Genomic DNA, 20,917 nt, shown 5'->3' with positions numbered 1-20,917 from the left:
CCGAGCGCTGGGGCGGGTATCCCCGTTGGCCCTTTCGCGTTCGCGCCAGAAAGGCCAAGGCGCCGGATCAGTCCCGCGCCTGTTCAAAGCCGCTGATGTCCTCGTCTACCAGCAACTGCTGGAGTTGCGCGGCCGAGGCGCGCCGCATCGGTTTCTCGTCCAGGCTCGACAGCGGCGCCTGGCGCAGCACGGTGCGGGGTAGCACCGTCACGTCGAACGCGAGGTCCTCGGCGCTGAACACCCACACGGGGAAATCGCCTTCACGTTCGCGATCCAGGCGCAGGTGACGGCTGCGCGCCTCGGCGGGAATGCCGTGCTGGTCCAGGAAGCGCGGCACTGCGTCCGGGTCGTCGTCATGCAGGTGCAGGGCGACCGGGCTGCGGGTGTCGGCGGTGCCTTCCAGCACCGGGCCGACCAGGCGTGGGTCGAACCCAGCGAAGAAGGCCATGGCCCGCAACGCCGCCTCGCGACGCTGGCGGATGGCTTCGAGGTTGCCGGGCTGGAACAGGCGCTGGTACTCGCGCAGCGCCTCCTCGATCTCGCGGTTGCGAGGCAGCGACGCATCGTCATGGATGCCGAGCCGGGCCGCCGCCTTGAGCTTGGCCTGGTGGAAGTCGCGGATGCCCCCCTCGGCCATCAGGCGGGCGGCCTCGTGCGCCAGCCGATGGCGGCGCTCGCGGGTGCGGGTCTGCATGTGCAGGTGGGCGTGGCGCACAGGAACCTCCGCGGCGGCACGACGCAGGCGGAAACCGCCGCGGCCGGCCACAGGGGCCGGCCTTCAAACCCTAGCACACGTCAGAAGATGTCAAATGACTCTTCTGTCGGGGCTTCTGCTTCTTCCGGTCCGTAGTCGACGTAGGTGTCCATGCGCTCCAGATCTTCCGCCTTGACCCATTCAACAATACCGCCGGCGGCCGGGATCAGGCGGCCACCCGGGCCGACGGACACCTGCACCATGCCATCGGGCGGATCGTTGGGACGGATCGGCTGGTCCTTCAGGGCGACGCGCATGTAATCGATCCAGATCGGCAGCGCCGCCTTGCCGCCGTACTCACGGTAGCCCAGGGACTGGAAGTTGTCCCGGCCGACCCATACGGTCGTCACCAGCGGCCCCCCGAAGCCCGAGAACCAGGCGTCACGGTGGTCGTTGGTGGAGCCGGTCTTGCCGCCCACGTCCTCGCGGCCCAACGCCTTGGCGGCGGTGCCGGTGCCGCGCAGGACCACGTCGCGCAGCATCGACACGATCTGGTAGGCGATGCGGTTGTCGATGGCACGCGGTGCCAGCGTCAATTTGCTCAGGTCCAGCGGGGCCGCCGCCGGGGCCGGCTTGGCCTCGGGCTTCGCCGCTGGCTGGCTCGCGGCGGGGGTGCCGCCCGACGGGCCCAGGTCGAAGCCGTCGACCACGGTGGTAGAGGCCGGGGCTGCGGTCACGGTGGTGGCACCCGCCGCGCAGGTGCGACAGGCCACCGCAGGCGTTTCCTTGAACACAACGGCGCCGTCACGGTCCTTGACCTCGTCAATGAACCAAGGCGTGACGCGGAAGCCGCCGTTGGCAAAGGCGGCATAGCCCTGCGCCACGGAGATCGGGGTCAACGAAGCCGTGCCCAGCGACATCGAGAGGTTGGGCGGCAGGTCCGACTCGGGGAAGCCGAAATGGCTGATGTACTTGCGCGCGTAATCCACGCCGATCGCGTCCAGCATGCGCACCGAGACCAGGTTGCGCGACTGCACCATGGCCTCGCGCAGCCGCATCGGACCCGCGAAGTTGCCGGTGTCGTTTTGCGGGCGCCACACATGGCCACGGCGGTCTTTGAACACCACCGGAGCGTCCAGCACGATCGAGGCGGGATTGAACCCGCGCTCCATGGCAGCGGCGTAGACGAACGGCTTGAAGCTGGAGCCGGGCTGGCGGCGCGCCTGCGTAGCGCGGTTGAACTTGTTGCCGGCATAGCTGTAACCGCCGGACAGCGCGCGCAGGGCACCGGTGTCGGCGTCCAGAGACACCAGGGTGGCCTGTGCCCGCGGCACCTGCGCGAGGCGGTAGCGGGGCGGCGTCGCGGTACCGGGCTTTGCATCGGCGGGGGGCTCGATCCGGGTCACGCGCACGATGTCGCCGCGCTTGACCAGGCTGGCGGGGTTGCGACCGCCCCAGCCCTGATCGGGACCCAGTTCAACGGTGGTGCCATCGGCCAGCACCACCGTGGCGGCACGCTCCGCCGTGGCAAGCACCAGGGCCGGCCGCAGCGCGGCCTGCCGGCTGATGCCGCGCAGGTGGCTGCGGGCCTCGGGGGCGCTCTCGCCCGCGGCGAGGTCGATGTGCTTCTCCACGCCGTGCCAGCCGTGGCGCACGTCGTAGGTATGCAGGCCATCGCGCAGCGCCTTGTCGGCCGCCGTCTGCAGGGTCGGGTCAATGGTGGTGGTGACGTGGTAGCCCTTGGTCAGCGCCTCGGCACCGAACTTGTCCACCATGGCTTGGCGCACCATCTCGGCAATGTACGGCGCTTCCACTTCCACCGGGCGCTCATGCGGCGAGGCATGCATCGGCACGGCCTTGGCGGCCTCGGCCTCGGCCCGCGGCACGAATTTCAACTCGGCCATCCGCGACAGGATGTAATCCCGGCGCTCCTTGGCGCGCTCGGGGTTGCTCAGCGGATTGCCGCTGGACGGGAACTTCGGAATACCCGCGAGCGAGGCCATCTCGTCCAGCGACAGGTCGGCCAGCTTCTTGCCGTAGTAGAACTCGGCCGCCGCCGCCACGCCGTAGGCGCGGTTGCCGAAGAAGCTCTTGTTGAGGTACAGCTCGAAGATCTCGTCCTTGCTCAGTTCGCGCTCCATGCGCATCGCCAGCACCATTTCGGTCAGCTTGCGGGTGTAGCTGACCTCGGAGCTGAGATAGAACTGGCGCGCCACCTGCTGGGTGATCGTGGAGCCGCCCGGCACCCGCTTGCCGTCAGTGGTAGCCAACAGCCACACCGCGCGGGCGGTGCCTTTGTAGTCCACGCCATGGTGCTGGTAGAACCGCGCATCCTCGATCGCAATGAAGGCCTGCTTCAGCCGCGCGGGGACCTGTTCGATCTTGACCGGGTAGCGGCGCGTCTCGCCGAACAGGGCCATGAGCTTGCCGTCCCGCGAATAGACGTACATCGGTTCCTGCATCTCCACGTCGCGCAGGGTTTCCACGTCCGGGAGGTTGGGCACGATCAGGTAATACAGGACGCCAAGGGCGACCAGGCCCAGCAGAAACAGGCCGGCAGCGGCGGCCAACGCCCAGCGGAACAGGCGGCGGAATGGGGGCATCTGGGGGGCGGTCCGATTGCGGGTGTATTGGCGGAGGAGTATAGATGAGGTAGGGGTCGGACCTAGGCGTCCGGTCACGGTTCCAATTGCCGTTGAGGGGGAAAGACGGAATCGGCTCGTCAGTTTCTGACAAGAAGTGGTTGCCAGCCGGGGGAAAGTCCGTTATTTAAGACGCGGCCACACAAAGTGCGCGCAAGCGCTTGTGGCAAGGGGAGAATATTGTGGGCGTCATCACGAAAAGCCAGCCGGCCCTGGTCGGCGTGGATATCAGTTCGACGGCAGTAAAGCTGTTGCAGCTGTCCCGGTCGGGCAACCGCTACCGGGTGGAGCACTATGCGGTGGAGCCGCTGCCGCCCAACGCAGTGGTCGAGAAGAACATCGTCGAGGTCGAGGCAGTGGGTGACGCCATCAAGCGTGCCGTGGCGCGCTCGGGCACCCGCGCCAAGTTCGCGGCGGCGGCGGTGGCCGGCTCGTCGGTCATCACCAAGATCATCCCGATGCCGGCCGATCTGGACGAGGACGACCTCGAGTCCCAGGTGGAGCTGGAGGCGGTGAACTACGTGCCGTACCCGATCGAGGAAGTGAACCTCGACTTCGAGGTGCTCGGGCCGATGCCCAACAACCCTGAATCGGTGCAGGTGCTGCTCGCGGCTTCCCGCGCCGAGAACGTCGAGGTGCGATCCTCCGCGCTGGAACTGGGCGGCCTGACCCCCAAGGTCATGGACGTCGAGGCCTTCGCGATCGAGAACGCCTTCGCCCTGATCGCCGACCAGCTGAAGACGCCGCGTGACGGCCTGGTGGCGCTGATCGACTCGGGCGCGACCATGACCACGCTGAACGTGCTGCGCAACGGCCGCACCATCTACAGCCGTGAGCAGGTGTTCGGTGGCAAGCAGCTCACCGACGAAGTGATGCGCCGGTACGGCCTCAGCTACGAGGAGGCGGGCCTGGCCAAGCGCCAGGGCGGCTTGCCCGAAAGTTACGAAACCGAGGTGCTGGAGCCCTTCAAGGAGGCCATGGTCCAGCAGATCAGCCGCCTGCTGCAGTTCTTCTATGCCGGCAGCGAGTTCAACCGTGTCGACCAGATCGTCATCGCCGGTGGCGGCGCTTCCATCCAGGGCATTGCCCAGATGGTGGAGGAGCAACTGGGCGTGCCGACCGCGGTCGCCAATCCGCTGGCGCAGATGACGCTGGGTCCGCGCGTGCAGGCTCACGCACTGGCGCAGGACGCCCCGGCGCTGATGATCGCCTGCGGCCTGGCACTGAGGAGCTTCGACTGATGGCACGGATCAACCTGCTCCCCTGGCGCGCCGAGCGCCGCAAGCAGCGGCAGAAGGAATTCGCCACCATGCTCGGGCTGTCGGCCCTGGGCGCGGTGCTGCTGTCGTTCCTCATCATCAGCTTCTACAGCAGCCAGATCAGCGGCCAGAACGAGCGCAACCAGTTCCTGCGCGACCGCATTACCGAGGTCGACAAGCAGATCGTCGAGATCGAGGAACTGGACAAGAAGAAGGCCAAGCTGCTGGCTCGCAAGGAAGTCATCGAGCAACTGCAGGCCAACCGCTCGCAGATGGTGCACCTGTTTGATTCGCTGGTGCGCACCATTCCCGATGGCGTGATCCTGACCTCGATCAAGCAGGATGCCGAGATGCTCACGCTGGAGGGTCGCTCGCAGTCCAACGCGCGCGTGTCCACCTACCTGCGGAACCTCGAAAGCTCGGGTTGGATGACCAACCCCGAACTGTCGATCATCGAGGCGAAGGGTACCGACAAGGGCCTGCCGTACATGTTCAGCCTGCAGGTCAAGCTGGCGAATCCGAACGCGCCGAAGGATGAGGACGGCGATGGCGTGCCTGACGCGCCGGCGGCACCCGCTCCCGCGGCTGAAGGTACGGCACCTGCGGGCACGGCCCCGGCAACGCCGACCCCGCCTGCTGCGCCTGCGTCGACGACGCCCGCACCGCCACCGACTACTGCAGCGCCCGCCACAGGAGCCTCGTCGTGAGCCAGAAGAAGGTTTCACTGAAGGAACTCGATTTCAACAACATGGGCGCTTGGCCGCGGCAGGCCAAGATTGGCTTCTGCGTCATCGTGGCCGCGATCATCGTGGGCCTGGCCTGGTACCTGTTCGTCGCCGACAAGCGCACCGAGTTGCAGGGGCTGGAGCGCCAGGAGGCCGATCTGCGGTCGGAATTCGAGACCAAGCAGGGGCGCGCGGCCAACCTTGAGCCGCTGAAGCAGCAGTTGGCGCAGATGGAGCAGCAGCTGCAGCAGATGCTGCGCCAGTTGCCGAGCAAGACCGAGATGCCCGACCTGATCGTCGACATCTCCCAGACAGCGCTGGCGACGGGCATCACCAACGAACTGTTCCAGCCCGGACCGGAACAGCCCAAGGAGTTCTACGCCGAGAAGCCGATCGCCTTGCGCATGGTGGGCACCTACCACCAGTTCGGCGGTTTCGTCAGCGGCGTGGCCTCGTTGCCGCGCGTCGTGATCATGACGATGCATGACATCGCACTGCGCCCGCGCGCCAGCCAGGGCAAGGACGGCGCGATCACGCCGAACAGCCCGCTGGAGCTGGCGGGCACGGTGAAGACGTATCGTTACCTCGACGAAGCGGAAGAGGCGGCGCAGCAAGGCGCTGCTGCCGCTCCGGCGCCGGGCCAGGGGGGGGGCTGAGATGGCTGAAATGACTGTTCGTGGCCTGTCGCCCTTGGCGCGGCATGCATTGGCGATCGCGATGCTGGGTCTGCTTGGCGGCTGCGCGCGCGGCGTGACCAGCACGCCGGGCGACGCGCCCAACCTGGAAACCTGGGTCGCTGAAGTGAAGGCGCGTCCAGCGCCGCCGCTGGACCCGCTGCCGGTAATGCAGCAATTCGAAACCTTCGAGTATGCGGCACAAACCCTGCGTGACCCGTTCAGTACCGCCTTCACCGACGACGGTGGCGGTAGCGGGCCGCGACCGGATGCTTCGCGTCGCAAACAGGTCCTGGAGCAGTTCCCGCTGGACAGCCTCGACATGGTCGGGACGCTGGGCCGTGGCGCGGGACTGGTGGCGCTGGTGATGGCGCCGGACAAGGTGACCTATCGTGTGCAGCCCGGTGCCTACATGGGGCAGAGCGACGGTCGCGTGACCGGCGTGTTCGAGGACCGCATCGAGCTTGTGGAACTGGTGCCGGATGGCGCGGGTGGTTGGCTGGAACGTCCGGCCACGGTCGCGTTGGAAGATCAATGATTCTGGGGGATAGGAAGATGACCGATTTCAACGCCAACCGCTCCCGGTCCGACCGGCGTCCGTTGATCCTCCGCACGGGGGGCATCGGCCTCGCGATCGGCGTGGTCGCGGCATTGAGCGCGGCCCATGCCGGGGCACCCACGGCGTCGCCTGCCGTTGCCGCGCCAGTGTCGCTGGCCAATGGCGGTACGACCGCCGTGGACCCCGCCAAGCAGGTGGCGGGCACGGTGAACGTGTCCAACATCGACTTCAAGCGCGGTGATGGCGGCTCAGGTCGCCTGGTGATCAAGTTCGACGGCAACGGCGCCGCACCGGACCTGAAAAACCAGGGTCAGAAGATCGTGATCGATGTCGGCAACGCCCAGTTACCGGCCGCGTTGCAGCGTCCGCTCAACGTGACCGATTTCGCCACGCCCGTGCAGCGCATCGATGCCCGTACCGCCGGTGGCGGCACGCGGTTGGTGCTGGACACCCAGGGGGGCTTCGATTCCATGGCCTACCAGACCGGGAACGAGTACATCGTCGAGGTCATGCCAAAGGCGGTCGCTTCCGCCAAGGCCGCGGGTTCGCGCGCGGTGGGCGCCACCAGCACCGCACCGACCGCCAAGACGTATGGCGGCAAGCCGGTGACGTTCAACTTCCAGGACGTGCCGGTGCGCACGGTGCTGCAGCTGATCGCCGAGGAGTCCGGTCTCAACATCGTGGCCTCGGACACGGTGCAGGGCAACGTGACCCTGCGACTGATCAACGTGCCGTGGGACCAGGCGCTGGACATCGTCCTGCAGGCCAAGGGGCTGGACAAGCGTCGCAGTGGCAACGTGGTGTGGGTCGCGCCGCAGGCTGAAATCGCCAAGTACGAGCAGGACAAGGAAGACGCCCGCATCGCGCTCGACAACCGCGTCGACACGGTGACCGAGTACATCCAGATCAACTACCACAACGCCACGCAGATCTTCAAAGCGCTGTCCGAGGCCAAGGGCGTCGGCGGCGCTGGCGGTAGCGGTGGTTCCGGTGGCCAAGGCGCCAACCAGGACAGCGGTTTCATGTCGCCACGTGGTCGCATGGTGGCCGACGAGCGCACCAACACGCTGATGATCAGCGACATCCCGAAAAAGGTCGCGCAGATGCGCGAGCTGGTCCGGGTGATCGACCGTCCGGTCGACCAGGTCGTGATCGAGGCGCGCGTGGTAATCGCCACGGAGAGTTTCTCGCGCGACCTCGGTGCCAAGTTCGGCTTGAGCGGCAACACCGACAACGTCTATTACAGCGGCGACCTGGAAGCGAACACCCGGACGCGTACGTCGGTTTATGACACCGACCGTGCCAACCAGACGGCGATCAATACCTACAACGCGGCCTATGCGGCTTGGCTGGCGGGTGGTGGCCAGGGTGCCGCACCGGTGGCGCCCGTGCTACAGGCTGCCTCGATCACACGTGGCCTGATGACCAACCTGGGCCTGACCAATCCGGCGGGTGCGGTGGCACTGTCGATCCTCAACGCGGGTTACCTGCTGGACGTCGAACTGTCGGCCATGCAGCAGGAGGGCCGCGGCGAGGTGATCTCCAATCCGCGTATCGTGACCTCGAACCAGCGTGAGGCGGTGATCAGCCAAGGCCAGGAAGTCGGCTACGTGACGATTTCCCCGCAGCAGGGTGGCAATTCGATTCCGATTCCGAACGTGCAGTTCAAGGACGTGCTGTTGGAGATGAAGGTCGTGCCGACCATCACCAACGACGGCCGCGTGTTCCTGAACATGGACGTCAAGAAGGACGAGATCGACGGTTTCATCAATACCTCCATCGGTGACGTGCCGCAGATCAGCAAGCGCGCCGTCAATACCGCCGTGCTGGTCGAGGACGGCCAGACCGTGGTGATCGGCGGCGTGTACGAGTTCCGCGACCGCAACGACGTGACCAAGGTGCCGTTCCTGGGCGACGTCCCGTTCCTGGGCAACCTGTTCAAGAAGAAGGGACGCTCCAAGGAAAAGGCTGAGCTGCTGATCTTCGTCACGCCGAAGGTGTTGCGCGTCTCGCAGCGCTAAGGCATCTGGCAGTCAGATCTGCAAGGGGCTCCCGGTTGGGGGCCCTTTGTCTTTCGGGCCTGCAGTGCTGTCTCCTCGCCAGAGAGTCACGACGAAGATTCCTGCTTCGCCGCAAAGCGTGGCGGTCAGCTGAACCGGTGAAGGCTCCGGTGAACCTTGCCGCCGCCAATAGGTCAAAATCCAGGCAAACCCGGCATGGAATGGCAATGGACGCAGCGGACACCCAGGCAGCGCAACTGCACGAGGTCTTTTTGGCGCTACGTGATGACCTCGGTCGCAGGATCATCGGCCAAGCCGCGCTGGTCGATCGGCTGCTGGTTGCGCTGTTGGCCGACGGTCACCTGCTGGTCGAAGGCGCTCCGGGCCTGGCCAAGACCACGGCCATCCGCGCGCTTGCCGGACGCCTGGAAGCGGACTTCGCCCGCGTGCAGTTCACGCCGGATCTGTTGCCGGCCGATCTGACGGGTACCGAGGTGTGGCGGCCGCAAGAGGGCCGGTTCGAATTCCAGCCGGGACCGATTTTCCACTCGATCCTGCTGGCCGACGAAATCAACCGCGCGCCGGCCAAGGTGCAATCGGCACTGCTCGAGGCGATGGGCGAGCGGCAGGTGACGGTCGGACGGCATACCTATGCCTTGCCGCCGCTGTTCATGGTCATGGCCACGCAGAACCCGATCGAACAGGAAGGCACGTTTCCGCTGCCCGAAGCGCAGTTGGACCGGTTTCTGATGCATGTGCGGATCGGTTATCCGCGGATCGAGGCCGAATCGGAAATCCTGCGGCTGGCGCGTGAGCAGGCCCGCCAGGCGATTGCGCACGATGCCACCGAGCTGCTGGCACGCATATCGCAGCAGCAGGTGTTCGAGGCGCGCGCGCGCGTCCTGGAGCTGCACCTCGCACCGGCGGTGGAGCGCTACGTGATCGAACTGGTACTCGCGTCGCGGGATGCGGGGCGATACGACCCGCAACTGGGCCGACGAATCGGCTGGGGCGCCAGTCCGCGTGGCTCCATCGCACTGGAGCGCTGCGCCCGTGCCCATGCATGGCTGGCCGGACGCGACTTCGTCACGCCCGATGACGTGCGAGCGATCGCGCCCGACGTGCTGCGTCACCGGGTCTTGCCGTCCTACGAGGCGACCGCCGAGGGATGGGATGGCGACCGGCTGGTCGCCGAGTTGTTGCGGTTGGTGCCGCTGCCTTGAGGTCGACGCCGTGGGCATCCGCTTGCCATTGATGGGACGTCTGGCGAAGGTGCGCCGACGCAGCGCCGCACCCGAGCACGGCGCGGAAGCGCGCGACGGAGAAGACGGCGTCGTCCCTACGCTGCAGGAACTCGCTGCGCTGAGGGCCGTCGCAAAAGGCCGTCGGCGTGCACGCCAAGGACGATTCGGCGTGACGGGCCCCGCGCTGTCTCCGCTGCGCGGCCGTGGCATGGAATACGCGGAATCACGTGGGTACGTTGCCGGCGACGATGCGCGCCACATCGACTGGCGGCTGACGGCGCGCACGGGCCGTGCGCATACGAAATTGTTCCAGGCCGAGCGCGAGCGGTTGACGATTGTCGTGGCCGACACCGCCGCCAGTCTGTACTTCGGGACGCGCGTCCGCTTCAAGTCGGTACAGGCCGCGCGCGCGGGCGCACTGGCGGCCTGGGCGGCTGCGGAGGAGGGTGATCGCATCTGCGCCGTGCGGGGCACGCAACACGAGGCGCCGGTGGCCCCTGCCGCCGGCACACGAGGCGCGCTGCGTACGCTCGACGCGCTCGTGCGCTGGTACAGCGCTCCGCCCCCGGATGACCTTGGGTTGCCGGTAGCGTTGGACCACGCGCGCCGGCTTGCGCGACCGGGGTCTCGGCTGGTGGTGCTGGCCGACCCCGCCAGCATCCGTAGCGTTCCCGAAGCCCAATGGCCGGCGCTCAGCCAGCACCACGAAGTCATCGTGCTGCTCCTGACCGATCCGCTTGAGATGCAGCCTCCCATGAGCGCGTTGCCGTTCATGACCGGCGACGCGCGGGTTGAACTGGACCTCGCCAGCCCGGCCCAGCGCAGGCAATGGCAGGCGGCGTTTGTCGAACCGGTGCGCGCCGCGCTGGCGACATTGCCTGCCCGCGGGGTTCGCGTCCAGGCATTGTCCACGGATGCGCCCAGCGACACCTGGCTGCCGCTACTGGGGCGGCCGCGGAGCGTGGGCGCATGAGCATGAATGCCCCGCTCGTCCTGCGCGACGTTCACATGCCGGCTCCGCCGCCTTGGTGGCCGCCTGCGCCCGGGTGGTGGCTGGTGGCGCTGGCGGTGTTGCTCGCCGCGCTGGCCCTGGGGTGGCGCCGGCACGCACGCCGCCGACGGCACGCGCGCATTGTGGCCCTGTTCGACGAGGCGGTCCCAAGTGCGGCAACGTCGCCACAGGACGTGGCGGTGATGTCGGAACTGTTGCGTCGCGCCGCCCGGCGCCACGACGCACGCGCCGACCGCCTGGAAGGCGAGGCGTGGCTGGCCCTGCTCAACACGGGGCTGGCACGACCGGAGTTCGATAGCCCGCAGGGACGCTTGCTGCTGGATGGGGCGTTTCGCCCCGATGTGCCGGCGGAGGATGTCGCGGCATTGCGGCGCATCGCCCGCATGCGCTTCATCGCATGGATGACGGCACGATGACCGACTGGCTGTCGCATGCCGCGCAATGGCGCGACTTTTCCGTGGCGTGGCCGTGGCTACTGCTGGCCATCCCATTGCCGATGTTGATCGCCGCGTGGGCGCGACCTGCGCCCTTGCCAGGCTCCGCGCTGCGCGTGCCTTTCGGGGCGCGCCTGGAACGTGCAGCGACCGCGGTGGGCAGCAAGCGGCCGTTGCTAGCGGCAGGAGCCCTAGCGTGGTCGGCCTGGGTGCTGCTCTGCGTCGCCGCCGCGCGACCGCAACAGCTCGGGGACATGGTGCAGCCGCCCCATGCCGGCCGCGACCTGATGCTGGCGTTGGACGTGTCCGGCAGCATGAGCGAGCCAGACATGGAACTGGGCGGTCAGCGCGTGGATCGACTCACCGCTGCGAAGGCTGTCATCGCAGACTTTCTGGCTCGCCGCGACGGTGATCGGGTCGGCCTGCTGGTGTTTGGGCGAAGCGCCTACGTGCTGACCCCGCTGACGCTGGACCACCAGACCCTGCGCGAGCAACTGCAGGACGCAGTGGTGGGCTTGGCGGGACAGGAAACGGCGGTGGGCGATGCCATTGGACTGGCCGTCAAACGGCTGAGCCGGCAGACCGAGGGCCAGCGCGTGCTGGTGCTGCTGACGGACGGGGTGAACACGGCCGGCGTGCTGCAACCCGCGAAAGCGGCGGAGCTGGCCCGGGATGCAGGCGTCCGCGTGCATACCATTGCGCTCGGCGGCGAAGGCGTCGTGTCGTTGTTCGGGTTCCAGTTGCCGGTACCGGGCGGCGGTAACGAGATTGACGAAAAGAGTCTGGGCGACATCGCGGCAAGCACTGGGGGCCGATTCTTCCGGGCGCGGGATGCGGTGGAGCTGGCGGGCATCTACGCGGAAATCAATCGCATCGAACCTGTCGCGCGGCCGGGCGAGGCCATGCGTCCGCGCGTGGAGCGCTACCCGTGGCCGCTCGGCGCCGCGCTGCTGCTTGCGTTTTTGGCCTTCCTGCGTTCGCGACGGAGAGGGCATTGACCATGGACATGGGTGGGCTGCATCTCCTGCGCCCGGGATGGTTGTGGGCACTGACGCTGCTGCCGTTGTGGCTGTGGGTAGCGGTTAGGCGCGCGCGCGCCCCTGACCTTTGGCGGGGCGTGGTGGATGCCCAGCTGATGCCGCACCTGTTGGCCACGGCAGAGACTCCGGCTCGACGGCGGGGCTGGTGGTGGGGCGGCGCGGCCTATGTGTTGGCCGTGCTGGCGCTCACAGGGCCCAGCTGGCGGCTTGCGGAACAGCCCGTGTGGCGCCAACAGTCTCCGTTGGTGGTGGCGATGGATCTGTCGACGGCAACCCTGCAGCGCGACCTGCCGCCGTCGCGACTGGCGCAGGCGCGGGGCAAATTGGGCGAATTGCTGAAGCTGCGCCAGGGGGGGCAGGTCGGCCTGGTGGCCTATGCCGGGGATGCCTTCACCGTGGCGCCCCTCACTGACGACGCGAACAATGTGGCTGTGCTTCTGGACGCCTTGGCGCCGGACGTGATGCCGGAGGATGGCCAGCGCCTCGACCGGGCAATCGCATGGTCGACCCGCCTGCTGAGGCAGGGTGGACACGCGCGTGGCGACATTCTGGTGATGGCCGACCATGCGACTGACAGCGACATTGCGGCGGCGGCGACCGCCGCGGCGACGGGCATCCGCGTGTCCGCCCTGGGCGTCGGCGCTGCCGCGGGTGATGCCGCGTCGTCTGGTTTCGATGAGGCGTCGCTCCGACGGTTGGCCGCGGCAGGCGGTGGCCGCTACCGACGCATCAGCCTGGACGATGCCGACCTGCGCGACCTCGGGATACTGGTGGCGCGTGGCCCGGCGCAGTCGGATGACACCGAGCGCCGCGCGCGGCGTTGGAAGGACGAGGGCTATTGGCTGTTGCCGGTAGTCATGCTCCTGGTGCTGCCGCTGTTCCGGCGCGGGGTGGCGATGGCCGCGCTGTTCGTCGCCGTGGGCTTGCCGTTGGGCAAGGCGCAGGCGGCCGACTGGTGGCGCCGTGAGGACCAGGTCCAACACGCGACCATGGCGGCCGCAACGCAGCGCTACCGCCAAGGCGACTACGAGGGGGCTGCCAAGGGCTTCGCGCAAGTGGACAGCGCCGATGGACACTACAACCGGGGCAACGCCCTGGCGAAGGCGGGACGCTATCGGGAGGCGATCCAGGCGTACGACCGGGCCTTGGAGCGTGCGCCGGGCATGGCGGACGCCATTGCCAACCGTCGCGCGGTGGAGGCAGCGATGAAGCGCCCGTCGACGTCAGGTCCGCAAGGAGGGCGACCATCGTCCGGGCAAAGTGGCTCGAAGGACTCGACCGCCGGTGGCCAGGGCCGCGACGGCACAGGCGAGGCGAGTGGCAATGCGTCCGGTCCACCGGATGGCCACCAGGGCGGCCGTCAAGCAAGCGGCGACGGTGGCGCGGCACGTCCTTCGGAAGCAGCCACGACGGAGCCTCCTGCAGGGCAACGTCCTGCCTCCGGGGACGCCACTGCGCCTGCGCCAAGCGCGAAACCGGCGGATGCGGCGCGGCAGGCGCAGGCGGACGCCGCGCAGCGCGCGCGCATGGCGCAGGCGATGCCCACGCGCGGGTCGGAGCGGGGTGATGCCCGGGCATCGCAATCCACGGCAGCACGCACGGAAACCGCGCAAGCGCGCGAGCGCCGAATCGCGAATGAGGCCTGGTTGCGACGCGTGCCCGATGATCCGGGCGGATTGCTTCGCGAGAAGTTCAGCCTGGAACACCAACGTCGTCTACAGCAGGGAGGAGCGTCGCCATGAGGTCGTTGGACGACGTGCGGTCCAGCGTGCGCGTGACCCTGTGGGCAATGCTGTGCGTGGCGTTGCTCTGCTCCGGCTTCGCTGCCGAAGCCTCCGCCCAGGCACGCGCATGGCTGGACCGCGACAGGATCGGACCGGGCGAAACGGTCACGCTGAACGTGGAGGCGACGGCCCCAGGGTCGGCCACGCCTGACTTCTCGCCGTTGCAGCGCGACTTCGAGATCAGCGGCAACACCAGCCGCCGCGAGTTCGAGATGCGAAACGGGCGAGCGACGGTTCGCGCCTCCTTTGGCGTGGTCCTGCGTCCGCGACGCAGCGGGACGCTGACGGTGCCGGCGCTCGCGGTTGGAAACATGCGGACGGAGCCCATGGCGCTGGTCGTGATCGCCGGGCCGAACGGGTCGCCGGTGCCTGCGCGCGCCGGGGACGATGTATTCATCGAAAGCGACGCCGATGACGAATCGCCCTACGTGCAACAGGCCGTCGGCTGGGTCGTGCGGTTGTATTCCGCGGTGCCGCTGGTGTCCGGCCAGCTGGACCAGCCTGCACCGGAAAACGCGACGTTGCAGCGCGTGGGCACGGATGCGCAGTACACGCGCGACATGGGGGGGCGGCGCTACGTGGTGGTGGAACGCCGCTTCCAGTTGGTGCCCGAGCGCAGCGGCACGCTGACGATGCCTGCGGCGACCTTCGAGGGCCGGGGCGCCGGCGGATTTTTCGACGACCTGTTCGGCGACCGTGGGGGCGCGTTGGCCGCGCAGGCACGCCCGCGATTCCTGCAAGTCAAAGCACCGCCCGAAAACGCGCCCCAACCCTGGTTGCCGCTGCACACCCTGACGATGCGGTACCGCGCGACGCCGGCGACGCTGCAGCTGGGCACGGCGAGCGATCTGGTGGTTGAGATCACCGCGGACGGCGCGACGGCCGCGCAGATGCCCGACATTCGGTTGCCTCCCGTTGACGGTGCCCGGGTATTTGCCGACCCGGTAAAGACCGACGAGTCCTTGGTGGGTGGGCGCCCGCGGGTGAGGCAGGTCCGGCGCTTTTCCCTGGTGCCGACGCGCGAGGGCGAGATCAGTGTCCCCGCCGTGCGGGTGTCCTGGTGGGATGTCGGGTTGGGCCGGGCGCAGGTGGCGGGCCTGCCGGCGCTGGCACTCCGCGCCCTGGGTACACCTGGGGCAAATGCGTCCGGGCGCGCAAACGCGGCCGCCGCGCAAGCCGCCTCCGTCCCCCCTTCGGCTAGCGAGCAATCGAAAAACGTCATGGATCTTCGTACGCCCTGGATACTGGCCACGGTCGTCTTTGCCGTGTTGTGGCTGGTGACGCTGATGTGGTGGTTGGGCCATCGACGCGGCCGGGCGGCGCCGGTCGCACCCGTTGACGCTGGCGCGCTGACGCGAGCGCCGCCGTTGTCCGGGCTCGCGAATGATCCCGGGATGCTGCGCCGGGCGCTCGATACCGGCAGTTTGACGGATGTGGCCGATGCCTTGCTGGCGCAGGCGCCTGTGCCTTGTACGGGCATGGATGCGGTTTGCGACTTGCTCGCCGATCCGCACCAGCGGGAAGCGGTCGATCTGCTGCAACGCGCGCGCTGGTCCGACGGCGATGGCCGTGCGGCCCGTGCGGCATTGCGCGAGGCGTTTGCGAAAGGGGCGAAGTGGCGGCATCCAGCGAACACGCGCGAACAGGTGCTGCTGCCGCCCCTCTACCCCGAGCGGTAAGGCGCCCCAGGCGGGTTTGGTAAGCTCCGAGGATTACAAAGGGAACGCCGACCATGACTGAAGCCCGTGCCACTGCCCAGGGCAAGCCCAAGATGCCCTTGCACTGGAAGATGGCCATCGGGTTTTTTTCCGGCCTGTTGCTGGGCATGTTCGTGCACTACGGCGCAGGCGCGGATACGGGCTGGGTGCAGTGGCTGACCAGCCACGTAACCCAGCCGGCGGGCACGCTGTTCCTGCGCCTGATCTTCATGCTGGTGATCCCCTTGCTGTTTTCGGCACTGGTGGTGGGCATCGCCGAGATGGGCGACATCCGCGCGCTGGGGCGCGTGGGCTGGCGCACGCTGGCCTACACCATCGTGGTATCGGCCATCGCGGTGCTGATCGGGCTGGTGCTGGTCAACTGGCTGCAGCCGGGCGCGGGGGTGGACCGGGCCGCCGCGCAGCAGATGCTGGCCGAAGGCTCCGAACGCGCGCAGTCGATCATCAGCAGCAGCGCGGAGCAGCCCAAGGGCATGGACATGCTGCTGTCGATCGTCCCCGACAACGTGGTGGCCGCCGCTTCCAACAACGCGATCCTCGCGGTGATGTTCTTCGCCTTGATGCTCGGCATTGGCCTGGTCGCGACGCGCAGCGAGGCGGCCGACACGCTCAAGCGCGGCATCGAGGGGCTGTTCGAAGTGTCGATGACGCTGATCGGCATGGTGATCAAGCTGGCGCCCTACGCGGTGTTCTGCTTCATGTTCAACCTCGCCGCACTGTTCGGCTGGGACCTGCTGGCGCGCTTGGGTGCTTACGTGGGCGTGGTGGTGCTGGCGCTGGCGCTGCACATGTTCGTGACCTATTCGCTGGCGCTGAAGTTCGTCGGCAATTACTCGCCGGTGAAATTCTTCCGCGGGTCGCAGGAGGCGATGGTGATGGCCTTCTCGACCGCGTCGAGCAATGCCACGCTGCCGACCGCGTTGCGCGTGGCCGAGGAGGACCTGGGCTTGCCCAAGCGCGTGTCGCGCTTCGTGCTGACCGTGGGCGCGACCGCCAATCAGAACGGCACGGCGCTCTTCGAGGGCGTGACGGTGCTGTTCCTGGCGCAGTTCTTCGGGGTGGACCTGTCGCTCTCGCAGCAGGTGACGGTGATGTTCGTGTGCATCCTCGGCGGCATCGGCACCGCGGGTGTGCCGGCGGGCTCGCTGCCGGTGGTGGCGCTGATCTGCGGGATGGTGGGCGTGCCGCCGGAAGGCATTGGCCTGATCCTGGGCGTGGACCGGTTCCTGGACATGTGCCGGACGACGCTGAACGTCACCGGCGACCTGGCCGCGGCGGCCGTGGTGTCGCGCGGGGAAGCGGATTCGCCGGCCTAGGGCTTGAGGTTGTGGGTCGGGTTTCGGGCACCCATGGCGCGCTTTTCCGCAACGCCCCCGAGGCCCGAAGCCCTTTTCACCTTGGCGGCGGCTCGTAGGACGTTGATTCGCCGAAGCTGAATGGCGCCAAGGGCGACACAGCCCCCCGGGGATGGGACAATAGGGGTCCGGCCCGCCCGTCCAGGCCCGGCCGCGCCTCCTTCCGCCTCCCAGACGCCCACGCCGCCCCATGACGACGCCCAGCCGCCGCGACCTCGCCAACGCCATCCGTTTCCTTGCCATCGACGCCGTACAGGCCGCCAACTCCGGCCACCCCGGCATGCCGATGGGCATGGCCGACATCGCCGAGGTGCTGTGGAACGATTACTACAGCCACAACCCCAACAACCCCAAGTGGTTCAACCGCGACCGCTTCGTGCTGTCCAACGGCCACGGCTCGATGCTGCAGTACGCGCTGCTGCACCTGTCGGGCTACGACTTGCCGCTCGATGAGTTGAAGAACTTCCGCCAGTGGGGCAGCAAGACCGCCGGCCACCCCGAGAACACCCACACCCCGGGCGTGGAGACCACCACCGGCCCGCTGGGCCAGGGCTTCGCCAATGCCGTGGGCATGGCGCTGGCCGAAAAGCTGCTGGCGCAGCGCTTCAACCGCCCGGAACTGGAAATCGTCGACCACCGCACCTGGGTGTTCATGGGCGACGGTTGCCTGATGGAAGGCATCTCGCACGAGGCCGCGTCGCTGGCCGGTACGTGGGGCCTGCACAAGCTGGTCGCGTTCTGGGACGACAACAAGATCTCCATCGACGGCAACACCGATGGCTGGTTCACCGACAACACCCCGGCACGCTTCGAGGCCTACGGCTGGAACGTGATCCGCGGCGTCGATGGCCATGACGCCGTCGAGATCAAGACCGCGATCGAGACCGCGCTGAAATCCACCGACAAGCCGACCCTGATCTGCTGCCGCACCACGATCGGCTTTGGCTCGCCGGCCAAGGCGGGCAAGGAATCCAGCCACGGCGCGCCGTTGGGCAAGGACGAAGTGGTCGCAACCCGCGCCGCGCTGGGCTGGGAACACGGTCCGTTCGAGATTCCGCAGGCCATCGCCGATGGCTGGCGCGCCGGCAACGCTGGCCTCGTGCGCGAGGATCAGTGGAACCGCCTGTTCGACACCTACGCCGCGCAGTACCCGGAGCAGGCCGCCGAGTTGGTGCGCCGCTCGCACGCCGAGCTGCCGGAAGGCTTCATCGCCGATGCCGACGCCTACATTGCCAAGCTGCAGGCCGAAGGCCCGGTCGTGGCCTCGCGCAAGGCCTCACAGATGGCAATTGAGGCCTTCGCGCCGCTGCTGCCGGAACTGGTCGGCGGCTCGGCCGACCTGGCGCACTCCAACCTGACCCTGTGGAAGGGCAGCAAGTCGGTCGCCACCGACGACCCCAACGCCAACTACATCTACTTCGGCGTGCGCGAGTTCGCGATGACCGCGATCAGCAACGGCCTGAGCCTGCATGGCGGCTTCGTGCCGTACGACGCCACGTTCCTGGTGTTCAGCGACTACGCGCGCAATGCCGTGCGCATGAGCGCGCTGATGCGCGCGCAGGCGATCCACGTCTACACGCACGATTCGATCGGCCTGGGCGAGGACGGCCCGACGCACCAGCCGGTCGAGCACCTGGCCAGCCTGCGCTACATCCCGCATAACGACGTCTGGCGTCCGTGCGATGCGGTGGAGTCCGCCGTGTCGTGGAAGGCCGCGATCGTGCGTGCTGACGGCCCGAGCTGCCTGATCTTCTCGCGCCAGAACCTGGCCCACCAGCCGCGCAGCGCGCAGCAGGTGGCGGACATCGCGCGTGGCGGTTATGTGCTGAAGGACAGCGTCGGCGCGCCGGAGATCATCCTGATTGCCACCGGTTCGGAAGTGGGCCTGGCCACGCAGGCCGCCGAGCAGCTGGGCGACAAGGTCCGCGTGGTGTCGATGCCGTCGACCGACGTGTTCGACCGTCAGGACGCGGCCTACCGCGAAGCGGTGCTGCCCAAGGCCTGCCGCAAGCGCGTGGCCATCGAAGCCGGTGTCAGCGATTTCTGGCGCAAGTACGTGGGCCTGGATGGCGCCGTGATCGGTGTCGACGAGTTCGGCGCCAGCGCACCGGCGGAGAAGCTGTTCGAGGAATACGGCTTCACCGTGGAAAAGGTGGTCGAGGCGGCGAAGGCGCTTTGATCCATTGGCTGTGAGGTAAAAGGAACGGGGCCTCAGGGCCCCGTTCTTGTTTGCGCACCGCCGCACGCGAATCCATTGCGATCAGCGAGACGGTCGAGGGTGCGCGGATCCATATGGCCCTTCAAGTTGCTGCTTCAAGCGCCGCATCCTGCCTCGCGCAGTGCGGTGTCGACGAGCATTGCGGGTGCGGCGTAGGGTTTGATTGCCCGTTCAGCACGCTGCCAGGATCCATGGCGGAGTTGTCGGCACGCAGGCTGACGAAGTTCAGCGCATGACCATCGCCGCTGAAAGCCGGGGTGAAGTCCATGCCCGTGCCATTGATCGGTGCAGGCAGTCGAGCGGCGCGCGACCAATGGGTCGGCCGCCTGCAGGCGGCGAACAGGTCCAGCTCGTCGGAGCCGTCGCGCCATTGAAATTCGACGCATACGTGCTCCATTACATCGCGGGGCACGCCCGGCGCGGCGATCACCTGGGCTTGCTGTACCAGAGCGCGTTGACGATGATCCAACGCTCGCCGAACTTGCCCATGTGGAAGTAGTCGACGAACCACGGCGTCTCCAGCCGCACCGATGCGGCGTTGCCGGTGACGTCCAGCACGCGGCACGTCCGGTTCCACTGTTCGCGGGGCGTTCTGATCACCCCTTGGCGCGTGAGACCGACCAACTCGTCTTTCGACATCCGGCGCAGGCCCAGTCGCTCGTAGGGCGTGTCGCCAATCACCATGCGCTTGGCCAGATCAGGATGCAGCGCACGCGCGACGCGTTCGGGATCGGCTTCCAACTGACCATCCACATAGTCGTGGCATGTCGCCTCGATCGCGGCCAAGGTGGCGGCATCGGCCGGGATTGGATTGGCGGTTGCCGCAGCGGCGGCAAGCAACAGGGCAAGCGTGGACATCGTTTCTCCAGATGGGCGCGTGATCGAGTACAGACTGGCATTGGACGATACTGATCCAGCCACTGTCTGCGGGGCCTGCGACAAACTTTTAGCGGTTTGCGGTGAGGTTCGACGCCCCGAAAAGAATCGCGCCCGCTCGTCCGGTGGTGAGGTCAGGGGAACCCATGGACCGGACGGCGGGCGCAAGGGGGAATCACACGTGAGAGATGGCCTTGTGGCCGGCGGGGACGAACATCCATAGCAACACGTAGGCGATGATGCCGGCGCCGCCGGCCAGGGCCAGGCCGATGAACGCGCCGCGCCACAGCCAAGCGGGCACCGGGCTGTGCTCGGCCAAGCCGGCGCACACGCCGGCCACCTGCACGTCGGTGGTAGCGCGCTTGATGGCCTGCAGGTCCCAGGCGTCGGCGGCGGGCGCACCCGCGCTGCCGGCCTTGGGCATCAGCAGGGCGAAGATCAGGTAGGCAACCGCGCCGGCACCGCCCGCAAAACACAGTGCGACGAACAGCACGCGCCACATCCAGCTCGGGACGGGCGTGTGTTCGCCCAGGCCGCCGCAGATGCCATCCAGCTGGCGGTCGGTGGCGGATTTCCGCAGGGCTTTCAGGTTCCAGTCCATGGGGGCGTCTCATCGGGGGGCCGTTGGGGGGTGGCCCTATGGACGCATCGTCGGTTAGCGCAGTCGACGTCGCACAGTGTCG

General features: G+C 67.8%; 18 protein-coding genes. 13 read left to right on the top strand and 5 right to left on the bottom strand.

Features of this window, described 5'->3' with window-relative positions:
* Positions 1-67: 67 nt before the first annotated feature.
* Both ACYVBS_RS06525 and ACYVBS_RS06520 read right to left on the bottom strand, forming a co-directional pair.
* Positions 68-715, bottom strand: coding sequence for a hypothetical protein (locus tag ACYVBS_RS06525; RefSeq protein ID WP_460822579.1), 648 nt, complete (start codon positions 713-715; stop codon positions 68-70).
* An 80-nt stretch (positions 716-795) separates the two neighbouring features.
* On the bottom strand, positions 796-3,297 hold the full coding sequence (locus ACYVBS_RS06520; protein ID WP_460822577.1) for a penicillin-binding protein 1A: 2,502 nt from the start codon (positions 3,295-3,297) through the stop codon (positions 796-798).
* Positions 3,298-3,518: 221 nt separating this feature from the next.
* Here ACYVBS_RS06520 and ACYVBS_RS06515 point away from each other — a divergent pair, with 221 nt between their 5' ends.
* The 13 genes from ACYVBS_RS06515 (at position 3,519) to tkt (ending at position 19,319) form a co-directional block, all read left to right on the top strand.
* The gene (locus tag ACYVBS_RS06515) at positions 3,519-4,577 is read left to right on the top strand and encodes a pilus assembly protein PilM (protein ID WP_460822576.1); all 1,059 of its coding nucleotides are present in this window, start codon (positions 3,519-3,521) and stop codon (positions 4,575-4,577) included.
* Positions 4,577-5,302: a PilN domain-containing protein gene (locus ACYVBS_RS06510; RefSeq protein WP_460822574.1), complete on the top strand. Its 726-nt coding sequence runs from the start codon at positions 4,577-4,579 to the stop codon at positions 5,300-5,302. Before ACYVBS_RS06515 ends, ACYVBS_RS06510 begins: the two co-directional genes overlap by 1 nt.
* Complete coding sequence (locus ACYVBS_RS06505) at positions 5,299-5,976, top strand: type IV pilus inner membrane component PilO (RefSeq protein ID WP_460822573.1); 678 nt, start codon at positions 5,299-5,301, stop codon at positions 5,974-5,976. The genes ACYVBS_RS06510 and ACYVBS_RS06505 overlap by 4 nt, the downstream gene beginning before the upstream one ends.
* Positions 5,977-6,037: 61 nt before the next feature.
* On the top strand, positions 6,038-6,532 hold the full coding sequence (locus ACYVBS_RS06500) for a pilus assembly protein PilP (RefSeq protein ID WP_460822632.1): 495 nt from the start codon (positions 6,038-6,040) through the stop codon (positions 6,530-6,532).
* A 17-nt stretch (positions 6,533-6,549) separates the two neighbouring features.
* The gene (locus ACYVBS_RS06495) at positions 6,550-8,574 is read left to right on the top strand and encodes a type IV pilus secretin PilQ (protein ID WP_460822571.1); all 2,025 of its coding nucleotides are present in this window, start codon (positions 6,550-6,552) and stop codon (positions 8,572-8,574) included.
* A 206-nt stretch (positions 8,575-8,780) separates the two neighbouring features.
* Positions 8,781-9,776: an AAA family ATPase gene (locus ACYVBS_RS06490; RefSeq protein WP_460822569.1), complete on the top strand. Its 996-nt coding sequence runs from the start codon at positions 8,781-8,783 to the stop codon at positions 9,774-9,776.
* 31 nt (positions 9,777-9,807) lie between these two features.
* A complete protein-coding gene (locus ACYVBS_RS06485) occupies positions 9,808-10,770 on the top strand; it encodes a DUF58 domain-containing protein (protein ID WP_460822631.1) in 963 nt (320 codons plus the stop codon).
* Entirely contained in the window at positions 10,767-11,225 is a 459-nt protein-coding gene (locus ACYVBS_RS06480; protein ID WP_460822568.1) for a DUF4381 family protein, read from the top strand. The genes ACYVBS_RS06485 and ACYVBS_RS06480 overlap by 4 nt, the downstream gene beginning before the upstream one ends.
* Positions 11,222-12,241, top strand: a complete 1,020-nt coding sequence (locus tag ACYVBS_RS06475) for a vWA domain-containing protein (RefSeq protein ID WP_460822566.1) — start codon at positions 11,222-11,224, stop codon at positions 12,239-12,241. Before ACYVBS_RS06480 ends, ACYVBS_RS06475 begins: the two co-directional genes overlap by 4 nt.
* 2 nt (positions 12,242-12,243) lie before the next feature.
* Positions 12,244-14,025, top strand: a complete 1,782-nt coding sequence (locus ACYVBS_RS06470; protein ID WP_460822630.1) for a VWA domain-containing protein — start codon at positions 12,244-12,246, stop codon at positions 14,023-14,025.
* A gap of 26 nt (positions 14,026-14,051) precedes the next feature.
* Positions 14,052-15,746 carry a BatD family protein gene (locus ACYVBS_RS06465; protein WP_460822565.1) on the top strand — a complete coding sequence of 565 codons (1,695 nt, stop codon included), beginning with the start codon at positions 14,052-14,054 and terminating at the stop codon, positions 15,744-15,746.
* Positions 15,747-15,799: 53 nt separating this feature from the next.
* Positions 15,800-17,101 carry a dicarboxylate/amino acid:cation symporter gene (locus ACYVBS_RS06460; RefSeq protein ID WP_460822564.1) on the top strand — a complete coding sequence of 434 codons (1,302 nt, stop codon included), beginning with the start codon at positions 15,800-15,802 and terminating at the stop codon, positions 17,099-17,101.
* A gap of 229 nt (positions 17,102-17,330) precedes the next feature.
* Entirely contained in the window at positions 17,331-19,319 is a 1,989-nt protein-coding gene (gene tkt, locus ACYVBS_RS06455) for a transketolase (protein WP_460822562.1), read from the top strand.
* Between the two features lie 121 nt (positions 19,320-19,440).
* Here tkt and ACYVBS_RS06450 read toward each other — a convergent pair whose 3' ends face one another.
* The 3 genes from ACYVBS_RS06450 to ACYVBS_RS06440 form a co-directional block, all read right to left on the bottom strand.
* Entirely contained in the window at positions 19,441-19,788 is a 348-nt protein-coding gene (locus ACYVBS_RS06450; RefSeq protein WP_460822561.1) for a hypothetical protein, read from the bottom strand.
* On the bottom strand, positions 19,785-20,216 hold the full coding sequence (locus ACYVBS_RS06445; protein ID WP_460822559.1) for a nuclear transport factor 2 family protein: 432 nt from the start codon (positions 20,214-20,216) through the stop codon (positions 19,785-19,787). The genes ACYVBS_RS06450 and ACYVBS_RS06445 overlap by 4 nt, the downstream gene beginning before the upstream one ends.
* A gap of 193 nt (positions 20,217-20,409) precedes the next feature.
* Positions 20,410-20,835: a PspC domain-containing protein gene (locus ACYVBS_RS06440; protein ID WP_460822558.1), complete on the bottom strand. Its 426-nt coding sequence runs from the start codon at positions 20,833-20,835 to the stop codon at positions 20,410-20,412.
* Positions 20,836-20,917 lie beyond the last annotated feature (82 nt).

The sequence above is a fragment of the Lysobacter olei genome, from assembly GCF_054777355.1.
Note: the sequence above shows the minus strand (reverse complement) of the source record. Positions and strands in the feature narration are given on the sequence as shown.